The sequence below is a fragment of the Mycolicibacter senuensis genome, assembly GCF_002101885.1.
Taxonomy (GTDB): Bacteria; Actinomycetota; Actinomycetes; order Mycobacteriales; family Mycobacteriaceae; genus Mycobacterium; species Mycobacterium senuense.
The window spans coordinates 99,600-115,150 of record NZ_LQPS01000028.1 but is presented as its reverse complement, the minus strand read 5'-3'; the positions used below and the strand labels follow the sequence as shown (position 1 = coordinate 115,150).

The 15,551-nt window shown below is 70.9% G+C and carries 14 protein-coding genes; 7 read left to right on the top strand and 7 right to left on the bottom strand.

The features are described from left to right. Positions 1-954, top strand: a complete 954-nt coding sequence (locus AWC24_RS06705; protein ID WP_085083222.1) for a nucleoside hydrolase — start codon at positions 1-3, stop codon at positions 952-954. Positions 955-962: 8 nt separating this feature from the next. On the opposite strand, the gene AWC24_RS06700 is transcribed toward AWC24_RS06705, so the two are convergent. The 3 genes from AWC24_RS06700 to guaA all read right to left on the bottom strand — a co-directional run bounded on the left by AWC24_RS06700 (position 963) and on the right by guaA (position 5,068). Next, positions 963-2,552: a DNA polymerase Y family protein gene (locus AWC24_RS06700; protein WP_085083220.1), complete on the bottom strand. Its 1,590-nt coding sequence runs from the start codon at positions 2,550-2,552 to the stop codon at positions 963-965. Between the two features lie 11 nt (positions 2,553-2,563). Then, positions 2,564-3,262, bottom strand: coding sequence for a DnaE2-dependent mutagenesis accessory factor ImuA' (gene imuA' / locus AWC24_RS06695; protein ID WP_085083302.1), 699 nt, complete (start codon positions 3,260-3,262; stop codon positions 2,564-2,566). A gap of 240 nt (positions 3,263-3,502) precedes the next feature. Then, positions 3,503-5,068, bottom strand: a complete 1,566-nt coding sequence (guaA, locus tag AWC24_RS06690; RefSeq protein ID WP_085083216.1) for a glutamine-hydrolyzing GMP synthase — start codon at positions 5,066-5,068, stop codon at positions 3,503-3,505. A 90-nt stretch (positions 5,069-5,158) separates the two neighbouring features. Between guaA and AWC24_RS06685 the strand changes: the two genes are divergently transcribed. Beyond that, the gene (locus AWC24_RS06685) at positions 5,159-5,908 is read left to right on the top strand and encodes a beta-phosphoglucomutase family hydrolase (protein WP_207568310.1); all 750 of its coding nucleotides are present in this window, start codon (positions 5,159-5,161) and stop codon (positions 5,906-5,908) included. Next, positions 5,905-8,265, top strand: coding sequence for a glycoside hydrolase family 65 protein (locus tag AWC24_RS06680; protein WP_085083212.1), 2,361 nt, complete (start codon positions 5,905-5,907; stop codon positions 8,263-8,265). Before AWC24_RS06685 ends, AWC24_RS06680 begins: the two co-directional genes overlap by 4 nt. Before the next feature lie 4 nt (positions 8,266-8,269). Here AWC24_RS06680 and AWC24_RS06675 read toward each other — a convergent pair whose 3' ends face one another. The 3 genes from AWC24_RS06675 to guaB all read right to left on the bottom strand — a co-directional run bounded on the left by AWC24_RS06675 (position 8,270) and on the right by guaB (position 12,834). Further along, positions 8,270-10,012 carry a GMC oxidoreductase gene (locus tag AWC24_RS06675; RefSeq protein WP_085083210.1) on the bottom strand — a complete coding sequence of 581 codons (1,743 nt, stop codon included), beginning with the start codon at positions 10,010-10,012 and terminating at the stop codon, positions 8,270-8,272. 57 nt (positions 10,013-10,069) lie between these two features. Beyond that, complete coding sequence (locus tag AWC24_RS06670; RefSeq protein WP_174813635.1) at positions 10,070-11,197, bottom strand: GuaB3 family IMP dehydrogenase-related protein; 1,128 nt, start codon at positions 11,195-11,197, stop codon at positions 10,070-10,072. Between the two features lie 68 nt (positions 11,198-11,265). Then, positions 11,266-12,834: an IMP dehydrogenase gene (gene guaB / locus AWC24_RS06665; protein ID WP_085083205.1), complete on the bottom strand. Its 1,569-nt coding sequence runs from the start codon at positions 12,832-12,834 to the stop codon at positions 11,266-11,268. 186 nt (positions 12,835-13,020) lie between these two features. Here guaB and AWC24_RS06660 point away from each other — a divergent pair, with 186 nt between their 5' ends. Next, complete coding sequence (locus AWC24_RS06660) at positions 13,021-13,425, top strand: DUF5319 domain-containing protein (RefSeq protein ID WP_024440345.1); 405 nt, start codon at positions 13,021-13,023, stop codon at positions 13,423-13,425. An 8-nt stretch (positions 13,426-13,433) separates the two neighbouring features. On the opposite strand, the gene AWC24_RS06655 is transcribed toward AWC24_RS06660, so the two are convergent. Next, the gene (locus tag AWC24_RS06655; protein ID WP_085083203.1) at positions 13,434-14,234 is read right to left on the bottom strand and encodes a tetratricopeptide repeat protein; all 801 of its coding nucleotides are present in this window, start codon (positions 14,232-14,234) and stop codon (positions 13,434-13,436) included. A 240-nt stretch (positions 14,235-14,474) separates the two neighbouring features. Between AWC24_RS06655 and AWC24_RS06650 the strand changes: the two genes are divergently transcribed. The 3 genes from AWC24_RS06650 to AWC24_RS06640 all read left to right on the top strand — a co-directional run bounded on the left by AWC24_RS06650 (position 14,475) and on the right by AWC24_RS06640 (position 15,528). Continuing rightward, positions 14,475-14,762 carry a WhiB family transcriptional regulator gene (locus AWC24_RS06650; protein ID WP_085083201.1) on the top strand — a complete coding sequence of 96 codons (288 nt, stop codon included), beginning with the start codon at positions 14,475-14,477 and terminating at the stop codon, positions 14,760-14,762. 107 nt (positions 14,763-14,869) lie between these two features. Next, positions 14,870-15,133, top strand: coding sequence for a hypothetical protein (locus AWC24_RS06645; protein ID WP_234807280.1), 264 nt, complete (start codon positions 14,870-14,872; stop codon positions 15,131-15,133). Positions 15,134-15,216: 83 nt separating this feature from the next. Next, positions 15,217-15,528, top strand: a complete 312-nt coding sequence (locus AWC24_RS06640) for a DUF732 domain-containing protein (protein WP_085083199.1) — start codon at positions 15,217-15,219, stop codon at positions 15,526-15,528. Positions 15,529-15,551 lie beyond the last annotated feature (23 nt).

Below are 15,551 nucleotides of genomic sequence, written 5' to 3'. Positions count from 1 at the left end.
GTGACGCTGCCGGTCTTCGCCGACGTCGACACCGGAGTCGATGACGCCGTTGCACTGGTCTACCTGCTGGCCGACCCGCAGGCCCGGCTGGTGGGTCTGACAGCGACCGGGGGAAACGTTGCGGTGCAACAGGTCTGCCGCAACAACCTGGCGCTGCTGGAGTTGTGCGGGGCGACCGGCATCCCGGTGTCGCGGGGCGCCGACGCGCCGCTGAACGGACCGGTCCGCACCGCGGAGGCCATTCACGGGCCGCAGGGGCTGGGGTATGCCGAGCTACCGCCGGGCAGCGGCCGGCTCACCGGATACGACGCCGCCGCGGCGTGGGTCGCCGCCGCGCGGGAACACCCCGGGCGGCTGATCGGGCTGGCGACCGGCCCGCTGACCAACCTGGCGCTGGCACTGCGGGCCGAGCCCGCACTGCCCACGCTGCTGCGCCGACTGGTGATCATGGGCGGCGCGTTCTCCGGCGAGCGCGCCGGCTGGGCCGAGTTCAACATCGGGTTCGATCCCGAGGCGGCCGCCGAGGTGTTCTCGGCATGGTCAGTTGTTGCGCCGCAGCGACTTCCGCTGGTATGCGGACTGGATCTGACGCAGCGCATCGCGATCACCCCGGCGATCCTGGCGCTGCTGCCGGCTCCGACGGACAGCCCGGTGATCCGGTTGCTCGACGACGCACTGCGGTTCTACTTCGAGGCGCACGACGCCCGGGGGCACGGCTACCTGGCGTATCTGCACGATCCGCTGGCCGCGGCGGTCGCGCTGGAACCCGGCCTGGTGACGACGCGGCCGGCCGCGATACGGGTCGAGCTCACCCCCGGCGCGGAGCGTGGGCGCACGATTCCCGACTGGGACGCGCGCCAGCCCAACGCGCTGATCGGCGTGGGTGTCGACCCGGCTGCGTTCTTCGACCGGTTCGTGCAGCGAATCGGCGCGTTGGCCCGCCGGCTGGGCTGAGTGCCTCCTCACTCATAGCTGCCCTCCAGGTACCACCGCCGCAACCGGTAGCACAGCAGCAGCGCCGCACCGGGCGCCCCGGCCGGACCGTCCAGCAGCGCCTGGACCCGGGCGGTGCGCCCCGTCCCCGGGCCTTCGCGCTGCGGATCCCACCACCGCTCGTCGACCGGCCAGGGCCCGGCCCACCAGCGCAGCCGGTCGTCACGCCCCCGGGCGACCAGCCATACCGGGTCGGCGGAGAACAATCCGCGGCCGGTCACCCGGATCGGGTTGCGTTCGGCGTCAAGCAGTTCCACCGGGTCGTCGAGCAGCACCGCCGGTGAGGGCTCGGGGAGCCGGCCGGGCCACGGCTGGCGCGGGTCGGCCAGCGGCACCGGCTCATCCCCCAGCGGGGTCAAGGTGATGCGCTCGGCCGGGCCGCGACCACCGGATAACACCGGCACCCGCACCGCCTCCGGGCCGAGCAGGCCCTGCACCCGCACCAGCGCCCGGCGGGCACGCAACCGGTCCTCCTCACCGAGCCCGCCCCACAGCGGTAGTTGCAGCGCCTCGGTCGCCGATGCCACCTCCACCGGTTGCAGCCGCAGCAGCGTCACCGGGCCGGTGGGCCGGTCGGAGGTGACGCGGCTGTTCAGCCAGCCGTCCAGTTGCCAGCGCACCCGGTCGGCGGTGGCGTCCTCGGTCAACGGCTCGGCGCACCGCCACACCCGGGTCAACTCTTCCCCGGTGTCGGTGACGGCGTGAATGGCCAGCCGGGTGCAGCCGACACCGGCGGCCATCAGGGTGCGGTGCAGCACACCGGCCAGCGAACGGCCGGCGAACGCCGCGGCGTCGACCCGATCGATCGGCGGGTCGCAGTGCAGCACGGCGTCCAGGTCCGGGGTGGGCTCGCGTCCGGACGGCCCGCGTTCCGGCTCGCCGCGGGCGAACCGGTGGGCGGTCAGCGCGTCGGCGCCGAACCGCGATGTCACATCCGGGCGCGGTAGCGCGGCGAACTGCCCTATGGTCCGAATCCCCAACCGCCACAACAGGTCGACGAGACCGTCACGTCCGGGGCCGGACAGGCTGGGCTCGGCGGCCAGCTGCCGGATCGACAGCGCCGACAGGAACCGGGCGTCCCCTCCGGTCGGCACCACGGCGCCGGCGCGGGCTGCGAGCACCGCGGCGGAGAGCCCATCGGCGATCCCGACCTGACATTCGACATCGGCGGCGGCCACCGCGTCGACGAGGCGTTCGGCGGCTTGCCCCTCGGAACCGAAGGCCCGGACCGCGCCGCGCACCGACACCACCAGCAGGCCGGGCCGCAGCACCTCGGCAGCCGGCACCAGTTCATCGACCGCGGCGAGGACCGGCTCGAACAACCGGGCATCGCGATCGGTGTCGGCGGCCACCACGTGCAGTGGTGGGCAGCGGGCCGCAGCCTCTCTGCGCCGCAGTCCACGGCGCACCCCCGCCGCACGGGCACCTGCCGAGCAGGCGATCACCCGGTTGGCCAGGGTGACCGCGATCGGCGCGGTGGCCGGCAGGCCCGCCGCGACCGCCGCGGCGACCGCGGGCCAGTCCATGCACCACAGTGCCAGTACTCGAGAGTCGGCCATGAGAAGACTCGCTACCCGGCCCTGGTTCGCCCGACCGCGCCCCCGCGCGCCCGCACCTCGAACCGCACCGCGCCGATCCGCCCGAACCCCGACCGGGCTCGTGGGCCCGCGGAGCCGGCCAGCTCATAACCGCTCACCTGGGCCTCCAGCCGCAGCGCCGCGCCCTGCCAGTCACCGTCACAGATCAGCAGGGCGCAGCCCCGGTGGCGAGCCCGGCCCAGCACCACCCGAGCGCGTGCCGGCGGCACGCGGCGCCCGCCCAGGCCGAGCACCACCAGATCCATGCCGTCCATCAGCACCGTGGCCACCTCCACCGGATCGTTGCCGGGGTCGGGGATCACCGCGAGCCGGCTCAGGTCGGCACCCATCTCCGCGGCGGCCAGCAGCCCGGCGTCCGGCTGGCCGACGATGGCCGCGTTGCCGCCGGCGGCCGTCACCGCGGCCACCATGCCCAGCATCAGCGAGCGGGCCCCCGCGGCCACCGCCACGGTGCCCCGCGGCAACCCCGCGGGCAGCACCCCCGCCAGCAGCGGCGGAACCGGCAGCACGGCCTCGGAAGGCGGGGCGACCGAAGTATCCGAGGCGGGCCCCCGCCGCCCGGCGCCCACCTTCCCGGTCACCGCCGCCATCTGCCGACGCAGCTGTTTCAGCTGTTCAACACGATTTTCAGGGGCATCAGGACGTCGCCCCAACTCCACCGCCGCCGTCATGATCGCCTCCGGGAAACCTCGCATCGATTCGAAACTGTGTTCGATTGACCCGAGTGAACACTTCCCCACCGACAAACGTCAAGCCCGGTGGATCAGGCGCCCCGCCCGTCACATCCGCCCCGCGTCAGAAGGACTCCGGCAACGGCCCGGTTGTCGCTCAGAGGCGGGCAACAGCGACCGTGGCCGGCACCTGTGGCACCTGAGGAGGATGTGTCCACAGCGCGGCGAGTGACGGGTGATCTACTCCCACTCGATGGTGCCGGGCGGTTTGCTGGTGATGTCCAGCACGACCCGGTTGACCTCGGGCACCTCGTTGGTGATCCGGGTGGAGATGCGCTCGAGCACCTCGTAGGGCACCCGGGTCCAGTCGGCGGTCATGGCGTCCTCACTGGAGACCGGCCGCAGCACGATCGGATGCCCGTAGGTGCGGCCGTCGCCCTGCACCCCGACCGAGCGGATGTCGGCCAGCAGCACCACCGGGCACTGCCAGATCTGATGGTCCAGACCGGCGGCGGTCAACTCCTCGCGGGCGATCGCGTCGGCCTGGCGCAGCGTCGCCAACCGTTCCGCGGTCACCTCACCGACGATCCGGATTCCCAGACCCGGGCCCGGGAACGGTTGGCGCGCAACGATCTCCTCCGGCAGCCCCAACTCCCGCCCGACCGCGCGCACCTCGTCTTTGAACAGCAGCCGCAACGGCTCGACGAGGGCGAACTTCAGGTCATCGGGCAGCCCGCCGACGTTGTGGTGGCTCTTGATGTTCGCGGTGCCGGTACCCCCGCCGGATTCCACCACGTCCGGATACAGCGTGCCCTGCACCAGGAATTCGACGTCCCCTTCCGAAGCGTGGTCTACCAGGGTGTCTCGCACCGCACCCTCGAAGGCGCGAATGAACTGCCGCCCGATGATCTTTCGCTTGCCCTCGGGATCGGACACCCCCGACAGCGCGTCCAGGAACGTCTCGGCGGCGTCCACCGTGACCAGCTTCGCCCCGGTGGCGGCGACGAAGTCCTCCTGCACCTGTTCGCGCTCCCCGGCGCGCAACAGCCCGTGGTCGACGAACACACACGTCAGCCGGTCCCCGATGGCGCGTTGCACCAGCGCCGCGGCCACCGCGGAATCCACCCCACCGGACAACCCGCAGATGGCGTGTCCCTCACCGATCTGCTCCCCCACCTGCGCGATCAGCGCGTCGGCGATGTTGGCCGGTGTCCAGGACGCGTCGATACCGGCGAACTCGTGCAGAAACCGGCTGAGCACCCGCTGTCCGTAGGGGGTGTGGATCACCTCCGGGTGGTACTGCACCCCGGCCAGCCGGCGGGCGCGGTTCTCGAACGCGGCCACCGGAGCGCTCGCGGTGCTGGCCACCACCGCGAACCCGTCCGGTGCCCCGGTCACCGCATCGCCATGACTCATCCACACCGGCTGGGAAGCCGGAAAACCCGAATGAAGCTCGCCGCCGGACACTTTCAGCTCGGTGCGGCCGTACTCACTGGTTCCGGTGCGCTCGACGGTGCCGCCGAGGGCGGCCGCCATCGCCTGGAATCCGTAGCAGATGCCGAACACCGGGATGCCGAGGTCGAACAGCGCCGGATCGAGCCGGGGGGCGCCGTCGGCGTAGACGCTGGCCGGCCCGCCGGACAGCACGATCGCCCGCGGATCACGCGCGGCGATCTCCTCGACGGTCGCGGTGTGCGGGACGACTTCGGAGAACACCCGCGCCTCCCGGACCCGGCGCGCGATCAGTTGGGCATACTGCGCACCGAAGTCGATGACCAATACGGGGCGAGGCGATGGAGACGACACCACACAGAGCTTAGTGGCGGCAAACTCAACCGATCCGACGGCAGGCATGGTGAAGTGGACACAGCCCGATCCGGAAGGGAGCCGTTCATGGTGCTGGGCCTGCCCGAAACGGTGCGCGCCTGCCTGTTCGACCTCGACGGTGTGCTCACCGACACCGCCAGCGTGCACACCAAGGCATGGAAGGCCATGTTCGACGGCTATCTGTCGGTGCGCGCCGAACGCACCGGCGGGCCGTTCGTGCCGTTCGACCCGGTGGACGACTACCGGCGATTCGTCGACGGCCGGAAACGCGACGACGGGGTGCGCACCTTTCTGGCCAGCCGTGACATCGTGCTGCCCGACGGCGGCGACGACGACCCGCCCGACGCCGAAACCGTGCACGGCCTGGGCAACCGCAAGAACGCGGCGTTCCTCACGGCGCTGCAGGCCGACGGGGTCGATGTGTTCGAAGGGTCGCGGCGCTACCTGGCGGCGGTCACCGCGGCCGGCATGGCCACCGCGGTGGTGTCGGCCAGCGCCAACGCCGGCGAGGTGCTGGCGATCACCGGCCTGGAGAAGTTCATCGCAGTGCGCGTCGACGGAGTGACATTGCGCACTGAGCACATCGCGGGCAAGCCGGCCCCGGACTCGTTCCTGCGGGCGGCGCAGCTGCTCGACGTCGCTCCCGCCGCGGCCGCGGTGTTCGAGGACGCACTGTCGGGGGTGGCGGCCGGACGAGCCGGCGACTTCGGTTTCGTGGTAGGCGTGGATCGGGTAGGTCAGGCCGAGGACCTGCTGCGCCACGGCGCCGACGTCGTTGTCACCGATCTGGAGGAACTGTTGGGAGAGCAGGCCGAATGATTCCTGAGGACTATTTTCCGATCGAACCGTGGCAGATCCGCGAAATCGGGCTCGACCTGGATCTGCTCGGGCAGACCGAATCGCTGTTCACGCTGTCCAACGGGCACATCGGCTTGCGCGGCAACCTCGACGAGGGCGAGCCGTACGGCCTGCCCGGCACCTACCTGAACTCGTTCTACGAGGTGCGACCGCTGCCCTACGCCGAAGCCGGGTACGGCTATCCGCAGGCCGGGCAGACCGTCGTCAGCGTGACCAACGGCAAGATCCTGCGGCTGATGGTCGACGACGAGCCGTTCGACGTCCGCTACGGCGAACTGGTCGACCACGAGCGCATCCTGGACATGCGGGCGGGCACCCTGACCCGCCGGGTGCACTGGCGCTCCCCGGCCGGCAAACAGGTCAAGGTGCACTCGACCCGACTGGTGTCACTGTCCCAGCGCAGCGTCGCGGCCATCGAATACGTCGTCGAGGCGGTCGACGAATTCGCGCGTGTGACAGTGCAATCCGAGTTGGTCGCCAACGAGGACCAACCGCCGACCTCCGGCGACCCGCGGGTCGCGGCGATCCTGGACAACCCGCTGGAGGCCGTGGAGCGGGAGAACACCGACCGCGGGGCGGTGCTGGTGCACCGCACCCGGGCCAGTGACCTGATGATGGCCGCGGCCATGCACCACGAGATCGAGGTACCGGGCCGGGTCCAGGTCAACACCATGGCGATTTCCGACGTGGCCGCGACCACCGTGGTGTGCGGGCTGCGCCCCGGACAGCAACTGCGGATCATCAAGTACCTGGCCTACGGCTGGTCCAGTGAGCGGTCCCGGCCCGCGCTGCGCGACCAGGCGATCGCGGCGCTGACCGGTGCCCGCTACAGCGGCTGGCAGGGGCTGCTGGATTCCCAGCGGGCCTACCTCGACGAGTTCTGGGACGGCGCCGACGTCGAGGTCGACGGCGACCCGGACTGCCAGCAGGCGGTCCGTTTCGCGCTGTTCCACCTGCTGCAGGCCAGCGCCCGCGCCGAACGCCGGGCGATCCCCAGCAAGGGACTGACCGGCACCGGATACGACGGCCACACGTTCTGGGACAGTGAGAGTTTCATCATCCCGGTGCTGACCTACACCGCTCCGCACGCGGCGGCCGACGCGCTGCGCTGGCGGTCCTCGACGCTCGACCTGGCCCGCGACCGGGCCACCGAACTCGGGCTGGCCGGGGCGGCGTTCCCGTGGCGGACGATCCGCGGCCAGGAATGCTCGGGGTACTGGCCGGCCGGCACCGCCGCCTGGCACATCAACGCCGACATCGCCGCGGCGTTCGAGCAGTACCGGCTCGTCACCGGGGACGGCTCCCTGGAGGCCGAGTGCGGGCTGGAGGTGCTGATCGAGACGGCCAGGCTGTGGCGATCGCTGGGCCACCACGACCGGCACGGGGTGTGGCACCTGTCGGGGGTGACCGGCCCCGACGAGTACACCGCGATCGTCCGCGACAACCTGTTCACCAACCTGATGGCCGCCCACAACCTGCGCACCGCCGCCGAGGCATGCGCCCGCCACCCCGATGCCGCCCACGAGTTGGGGGTCACCAACGAGGAGATGGCCGGCTGGCGGGATGCCGCCGACGCGACGCACATCCCCTACGACGAGGAGCTCGGCGTTCACCCGCAGTGCGAAGGCTTCACCTCCGCCGCGGAGTGGGACTTCGACAACCGGACCACCTACCCGCTGTTGCTCAACGAGCCCTACGTGCGGCTGTACCCGGCCCAGGTGGTCAAGCAGGCCGACGTGCTGTTGGCCATGCACTGGCGCAGCCACGCGTTCACCCCTGAGCAGAAGGCCCGCAACGTCGACTACTACGAGCGGCGCACGGTGCGGGACTCGTCACTGTCGGCGTGCACCCAGGCGGTGATGTGCGCCGAGGTGGGGCACCTGGAGCTGGCCCACGACTACACCTACGAGACGGCGTTCGTCGACCTGCGCGATCTGCACGACAACACCCGCGAGGGACTGCACCTGGCGGCCCTGGCCGGGACCTGGCTCTCGCTGGTGGCCGGGTTCGGCGGGCTGCGTGACGACCAGGGCGTGCTGACGCTGAACCCGGCTTTGCCCGAGGGGATTTCACGCCTGCGATTCCGGTTGCGCTGGAAGGGATTCCGCGTGACGGTCAGCGCCACCGACGACGAGGTCAGCTACACCCTGCGCGACGGCCCGGACGGCCGGCTGACGATCCACCATGCCGGCAAGGAACTCGAACTGAGCACACAGGCACCCACCACGGTGCCGGCGTGTCCGCGCGAGCCGCTGCTGCCGCCACCGATGCAGCCGCCCGGCCGCGCGCCCGCCCACCGGCGCCAGTTCGCGCGGTGACGCCTCAGCCGATGCCGGAGGCCCAGCGCAGCGCGCCGACGGCCTGATCGGGTACCGCCGGGTTCTTCGGCGCGATCGGCTCCAGCCGCCGGTAGGGCTCGCCCTGGGCCGGCCGCTGGTCGGCCTCACCCTTGTTCGGCCACAGCGACGCGGCCCGCTCGGCCTGCGCGGTGATCGACAGCGACGGGTTGACGCCGAGGTTGGCCGAGACCGCCGCACCGTCGGCCACCGACAGCGTCGGGTAGCCGTACACCCGCTGGTAGGGATCGATGACGCCGTGCTCGGGACTGTCCCCGATCGCCGCCCCACCCAGGAAGTGCGCGGTGAGCGGAATGTTGAACAACTCGCCCCAGGTGCCGCCGGCCACGCCGTCGATCTTGGCGGCGATGCGCCGGGTGACCTCGTTGCCGACCGGGATCCAGCTCGGGTTCGGCTCGCCGTGGCCCTGCTTGCTGGTGTAGCGGCGGATGCCCAGTCTGCCGCGTCGGGTGAAGGTGGTGATCGAGTTGTCCAGGTGCTGCATGACCAGCGCGATCACCGTGCGCTCGCTCCACTGTTTCGGGTTGAGCAGCCGCACGATGTGCGCGGGGTCTTCGCGGGCCTGATCCACCAGTTGCCGCCAGCGTGGGACGTCGGTGCTTTGTGAGCCCGCGGGGCTCGGGCCGTCGGTCATCAGGGTCTGCAACAGGCCCATCGCGTTGGAGCCCTTGCCGTAGCGGACCGGTTCGACGTGGGTGTCGGCGGTGGGATGGATCGAAGAGGTGATCGCCACCCCGTGGGTCAGATCCAAATCCGGATTGACCTTCAAGGTTGCTGCGCCGACGATCGATTCGGAGTTGGTGCGGGTAAGTACCCCCAGTTGGCTCGACAGCTTGCTCAGTCTTCCGCTGTCCCGCATCTTGAACAGCAGCTTCTGGGTGTTGTAGGTGCCGGCGGCCAGGACCAGGTACCGGGCGGTGAAGGTCTTGCGGTGCCGGCGCACCCGCAGCCCGGTGCGCACCGTCCGCACCTGCCACAGCCCGTCGTCGTCCTGCTCGAAGGCGGTCACGGTCGTCATCGGATGCACTTGCGCGCCCGCTGATTCCGCGAGGTACAGGTAGTTCTTCACCAGGGTGTTCTTGGCGCCCCAGCGGCAGCCCGTCATGCACTCGCCGCACTCGAGGCAACCGGTTCGCTGCGGGCCGGCGCCGCCGAAGTAGGGGTCGGCCACCGTCTTGCCCGGGGTCTTCTCGCCGCCCTCGCCGAAGAACACCCCGACGGGTGTGGGCACGAACGTGTCACCGACTCCCATGTCGTCGGCGACCTGCTTGACGATGCGGTCGGCGTCGGTGAACGTCGGGTTCTTGACCACCCCGAGCATTCGCTGGGCCTGGTCGTAGTGCGGCATGAGTTCGGCGCGCCAGTCGGTGATGTGCGCCCACTGCTTGTCGGCGAAGAACGGCTCCGGCGGGACGTAGAGGGTGTTGGCGTAGTTCAGCGATCCGCCGCCCACCCCGGCGCCGGCCAGCACCATGACGTTGTTGAGCAGGTGGATCCGCTGGATGCCGTAGCAACCCAGCTTGGGCGCCCACAGGAATTCCCGCAGGTGCCAGGAGTTCTTGGCGAAGTCCGGGTCGGCGTAGCGGCGGCCCGCCTCCAAAACACCGACCCGGTAACCCTTCTCGGTCAGTCGCAGCGCACTGACGCTGCCACCGAACCCCGAGCCGATGATGAGGACGTCATAGTCAGGTTGGCGATCAGGCTGCATGCCTCACAGTATGGCCCTACTCGCCGGTAACCGGGCCGGATAGGTGACCCTGGGTGCTCAACTGCCGACGGTCAGCCCGACCTTCTGGAATTCCTTGAGGTCGCAGTAGCCGGCCTTGGCCATCGACCGGCGCAGCCCGCCGACCAGGTTCAACGAGCCGAACGGGTCGTCCGAGGGCCCGTCGAGCACCTGCGCCAGGCCCGGGCGCTCACCGTAGGCGACCTGCATCAGCGCCCCCCGCGGCAGCGACGGGTGCGCGGCCGCTGACGGCCAATACCAGCCGTCGCCCTGCGCCTCGGCGGCCGCGGCCAGCGGCGTGCCCAGCACCACCGCGTCGGCGCCGCAGGCGATCGCCTTGGCCAGGTCCCCGGAGGTGTGGATGTCGCCGTCGGCCAGCACATGCACGTAACGCCCGCCGGTCTCGTCCAGGTACTCCCGGCGGGCCGCGGCGGCGTCGGCGATCGCGGTGGCCATCGGCACCGAGATCCCCAGCACCTCATCGGAGGTGGTCACCCCGGCGGTGGAGCCGTAGCCGACGATCACCCCGGCCGCGCCGGTGCGCATCAGGTGCAGCGCGGTGCGGTGGTCGATCACGCCGCCGGCCACCACCGGGATGTCGAGCTCGGAGATGAACGTCTTGAGGTTGAGCGGCTCCCCGTTGTTCGCGACCCGCTCGGCGGAGATGATGGTGCCCTGGATGACCAGCAGGTCGACGCCGGCGGCCACCAGGACCGGGGTCAGTGCGGCGGCGTTCTGCGGGCTCACCCGCACCGCGGTGGTCACCCCGGCCTCGCTGATCCGCGCCACCGCGGCACCGAGCAGCTCGGGGTCCAACGGCGCGGCGTGCAACTGCTGCAGCAGCCGGATCGACGCCTCGGGCTCCGGCTCCTTGGCGGCGACCTCGATGACCTGGGCGACCTTGGCCTCGATGTCGGCGTGCCGGCCGATCAGCCCTTCGCCGTTGAGCACCCCCAGACCGCCGAGGCGCCCCATCTCGATCGCGAACTCCGGGGAGACCAGCGCGTCGGTGGGGTGGGCCAGCACCGGGATCTCGAGGCGGTAGGCATCCAGCTGCCAGGCCGTGGAGACGTCCTTGGAGGAGCGCGTGCGCCGGGACGGCACGATGTTGATGTCGTCGAGCTCGTAGGTGCGCCGGGCGGTGCGGCCCATACCGATCTCAACCATGTCACGCATGACGGGTCAGCCTCGTTTCTGTTTCGCTACGCGAGAATGTGCCGGGGACGGACGGCTGCTCAGCGCACGTAGTAGTTCGGCGCTTCGACGGTCATGGTGATGTCGTGCGGGTGGCTCTCTTTCAAACCCGCGGCGGTGATCCGCACGAACTGCGCGGCCTGCAGCGCCACGATGGTAGGCGATCCGGTGTAGCCCATCGCCGCCCGCAGCCCGCCGGTCAGCTGATGGATGACGGTGGTCAGCGGACCGCGGAACGGCACCCGGCCCTCGATGCCCTCGGGCACCAGCTTGTCCTCGGAGAGCGCGTCGTCTTGGAAGTAGCGGTCCTTGGAGTAGGACTTAGCACCACCGCGGCCCTGCATGGCGCCCAGCGATCCCATACCGCGGTAGCTCTTGAACTGCTTGCCGTTGACGAAGATCAGTTCACCGGGCGACTCGGCGGTGCCGGCCAGCAGCGAGCCGAGCATGGTCGTCGACGCCCCGGCGGCCAGCGCCTTGGCGATGTCACCGGAGTACTGCAACCCGCCGTCGGCGATCACCGGCACGCCCGCCGGCCCGCAGACCGCCACGGCCTCCATGATGGCGGTGATCTGCGGGGCGCCCACCCCGGCGACCACCCGGGTGGTGCAGATGGAGCCGGGACCGACCCCGACCTTGACCGCGTCCGCGCCGGCCTCGACCAGCGCGGCCGCCCCACTGCGGGTGGCCACGTTGCCGCCGACCACATCGACGCGCTCGCCCACCTCGGCCTTGAGCTTGCCGACCATGTCGAGCACACCCCGGTTGTGGGCGTGTGCGGTGTCGACGATCAGCACGTCCACCCCCGCGTCGGCCAGCGTCATCGCCCGCACCCAGGCGTCGGCGCCGACGCCGACCGCGGCCCCGACCAGCAGCCGGCCGTCGCTGTCCTTGGTGGCCAGCGGGTGCTGCTCGGTCTTGACGAAGTCCTTGACGGTGATCAACCCGGTCAGCTTGCCGCGGCCGTCGACGATCGGCAGCTTCTCGATCTTGTGCCGGCGCAGCAGGCCCAGCGCGGCGTCGGCGGAGACGCCCTCCTGCGCGGTGATCAGCGGCGCCTTGGTCATCACCTCGGCTACCGGCTTGTTCTGGTCGACCTCGAAGCGCATGTCCCGGTTGGTGATGATCCCGACGAGCTGTCCGTCCTTGTCGACGACGGGCAGCCCGGAGATCCGGAACCGCGCGCACAGCGCGTCCACCTCGGCCAGGGTGTTCTCCGGCGTGCAGGTGACGGGGTCGGTGACCATCCCGGCTTCGGAGCGCTTCACGGTCTCGACCTGGCCGGCCTGCTCGGTGACCGGCAGATTGCGGTGCAGCACGCCCATGCCACCGGCGCGCGCCATCGCGATCGCCATCCGGGCCTCGGTGACGGTGTCCATCGCGGAGCTGACCAGCGGCACCTTGAGCGTGATGTTGCGGGTCAGCCGGCTGGAGGTGTCGGCGGTGGCCGGCACCACGTCGGAGGCCGCCGGAAGCAGCAGCACGTCGTCGAAGGTCAGCCCCAGCATGGCGATCTTGGGCGGATGCCCTCCGGCGGCGCCGCCGGTGGGCGTCGCATCGTCGAGGGTGCCGGGGGCACCGGGGGCGCCGGGGGCATAGGAACCGGTCATTTGGGCACTGACTTCCGCTTTAGATAACCAACGGCCATCGGGAGCCTCCACTACGCAGCCGGGGTGAGAGGTCCATCCTAATCGCGACGCGCGGCGGCGTTCGTTTCCCCCACCACCCCCGCCGGTTAGGCGGACGGTTGGACCGGCCGCTGGCATTCTGTCGTGCCCTCTGCGTACCCTGATGGCGTGCGTGACCACCTGCCACCCGGTTTACCGCCCGACCCGTTCGCCGACGATCCCCACGACCCGTCTGCCGCGCTGGACGCCGTCGAGCCGGGGCAACCGCTGGATCCGCAGGAGCGGACCGCGGTCGAGGCCGATCTCGCCGACCTTGCGGTCTACGAGGCACTGTTGGCGCACCGGGGCATCCGCGGCTTGGTGGTGTGCTGCGACGACTGCCAGCAGGACCACTACCACGACTGGGACATGTTGCGGGCCAACCTGCTGCAACTGCTCATCGACGGCACCGTCCGCCCGCACGAACCGGCTTACGACCCGGAACCCGACAGCTACGTGACCTGGGATTACTGCCGCGGCTACGCCGATGCCTCGCTCAACGGGGCGACCTCGGAGGCCGACGGCTACCGCTGAGCCGCCGATCAGCCGCTCTGCCACCTGCCGCCGCGGTGACGCACCAGCTCGGCGGCATCGTCACGTAGCCTCAGCAACTCCTCGCGGGTCCACCGCGCACCGGCTACGTCTGTCAAGTCGATCAACATGCAGGCCAGCGCCCAGCGCAGCGGAACCAGACCCAGCCGCTCAGCATCCACCAATGCGGCGTCGGCCACGCCGCAGGCTTTGTCGACGTTGCCGGCGCAGCACAGCGCCCCGGCCAGCACCACCCGGCTTTTCACCCGGTGGCGCGCCATCGTCTCGGGAGTCAACTCCAGGGCCTGCTCGGCATGCCGCACCGCGGTGGCACCGTCGCCGGTGACCATGGCCAATTCGGCTGTCACCCAGTTCCGGCGCACCGCCAGGCGCGCCGGGCCCGGCGGCAGCTCTCCCACCCGTTCCAGCAGTGCCGCCGAGGCCGCGAAGCGTCCCACGCCCAGGGCGTCGGCGGCCAGCCCGACCAGCGCATCCGCGGTGGCCTCCGGGTCGACTTCGTTGAAGGCCAGCGCCAGCGCCCGGCCGTCGAGACCGCGGGCCAGCTCATGCCCACCGAGCTGGCGCAGGAACGACGCCTGCGTGCTGTGGGCCAGCGACACCAGGGGGCCGGCCGGCCGCTGGCGCAGCAGCGCCGCCAGTTCGGTGCCGGCGCTGGCGTAACGGCCCTGTCCACCGGCGGCGACCGCACGCAGCCACCGCTGCCGGGGGGTGCTGGCCGCGGGCAGCGGCCAGCGGCCGGGCGCATCGCCGAAGGCGGCGGCGGCCAGCGCCGCGTCTGGGTCCTCGGTCATCGCTGCGCGACGTTACGCGCCCGGACCAACCTCGCAGCCGTCCGCCCTGGTGGACATCCGTCCTCAGGGGATGTCCATCGACTCAGGCCAGCCTTTCTTAACAGTTACGTAGGCCTAACTTCAGACGCTTTGGTTACGGTCCCCACAGCGCCGGACGCAGCCGGCGCTGTTTTACGCGTACCACCAGACACCTCAACGGCCGCAACCGATCCGGTCGACCAGCGTTTGAGAGGGGCTCCCATGGCACAGGTTGAGCAGCTGCCCGGCCGCAATGCGGACGTATGGGACTGGCAACTCCGAGGAGCGTGCCGCGGCCTTGACTCCTCGGTGTTCTTTCCGCCCGACGGGGAGCGCGGCCGGGCCCGGGCGCAGCGGGAGCAGAACGCCAAGCGGTGGTGCCGCAGGTGCCCGGTGATGGAACAGTGCCGTGCGCACGCGCTTGCCGTCGGTGAGCCCTACGGGATCTGGGGCGGCATGTCCGAATCCGAGCGGCACGCCGCGCTGCGCTGCCTGCGGCCCAGCGGCTGAGCGGCGTCACACCGGCGGACCTCGGACAGAATCGCGACAGCCCCCGTTGATTCGGGGGCTGTTCGCTGCGCGATGGCTTGTCGGGCCCCTCGGGTTGGATCGCGGGTATGAAACCTGCACCCGTCATGGTGTCCGGCCTCGCCGCGCTGGCAGCGCTTTCCGCCGCGCTCGGCGCCGGCCCGGTTGCCGCGGCCGGTGTTGATCCGGCCCGCTGCTCCGACCAGCGGCTCTGCGGCGATCTGAGCGACGTCTACTACTGCCCCGACACCGGCCAGCTGGTCGGTGCGTTCGCCCCCTCCCCCTCGCTGCTGACCGGGCCGTACCGTCCCGGCGGTCTGCAGCCCGGCGGGACGGTGACCCCACTGGGCTGAAATCGCGCCGTTATCCGGTTTCGCCGACCGCAACACCGTTACGCTTCCTCACGGCGCAGGCCGTCGACGGCGAGGGGAATCACATGCGTAATCAGCTTCTGTTCGGGACCCTCGCGATGGGATGCGCCCTCGGCTTCCTCGGCGCGCCGCTGGCCAGCGCCGACGAGGAAGGGTTCCTCAATGAACTGCGAGCCAACGGCTTCCCCGGTTTGACGGTCGGCGACGCCCAGCTGCCCGATGGTGTGGTCGTGGCGAACGGGTGGATGGCATGCAACCGGCTGCATCTGGGCGAGAAGCCCGAACAGACGCTGGCCCAGGTGAGCCCGAATGACGTCGAGAAGGGCCGCATGCTGATCAGCGCCGCGCAGCACAACCTGTGCCCCGACACGCTCTGAACTTTCGCCGGCGTCGGCGATCG

Bases quoted from the DNA above. Each gene is read 5' to 3' on its own strand.
- AWC24_RS06640 (WP_085083199.1), top strand. From the start codon at position 15,217: ATGCGTAATCAGCTTCTGTTCGGGACCCTCGCGATGGGATGCGCCCTC.
- AWC24_RS06680 (WP_085083212.1), top strand. From the start codon at position 5,905: ATGATTCCTGAGGACTATTTTCCGATCGAACCGTGGCAGATCCGCGAA.
- AWC24_RS06655 (WP_085083203.1), bottom strand. From the start codon at position 14,234: ATGACCGAGGACCCAGACGCGGCGCTGGCCGCCGCCGCCTTCGGCGAT.
- AWC24_RS06675 (WP_085083210.1), bottom strand. From the start codon at position 10,012: ATGCAGCCTGATCGCCAACCTGACTATGACGTCCTCATCATCGGCTCG.
- AWC24_RS06645 (WP_234807280.1), top strand. From the start codon at position 14,870: ATGAAACCTGCACCCGTCATGGTGTCCGGCCTCGCCGCGCTGGCAGCG.
- AWC24_RS06670 (WP_174813635.1), bottom strand. From the start codon at position 11,197: ATGGTTGAGATCGGTATGGGCCGCACCGCCCGGCGCACCTACGAGCTC.
- AWC24_RS06700 (WP_085083220.1), bottom strand. From the start codon at position 2,552: ATGGCCGACTCTCGAGTACTGGCACTGTGGTGCATGGACTGGCCCGCG.
- AWC24_RS06650 (WP_085083201.1), top strand. From the start codon at position 14,475: ATGGCACAGGTTGAGCAGCTGCCCGGCCGCAATGCGGACGTATGGGAC.
- guaB (WP_085083205.1), bottom strand. From the start codon at position 12,834: ATGACCGGTTCCTATGCCCCCGGCGCCCCCGGTGCCCCCGGCACCCTC.
- imuA' (WP_085083302.1), bottom strand. From the start codon at position 3,262: ATGACGGCGGCGGTGGAGTTGGGGCGACGTCCTGATGCCCCTGAAAAT.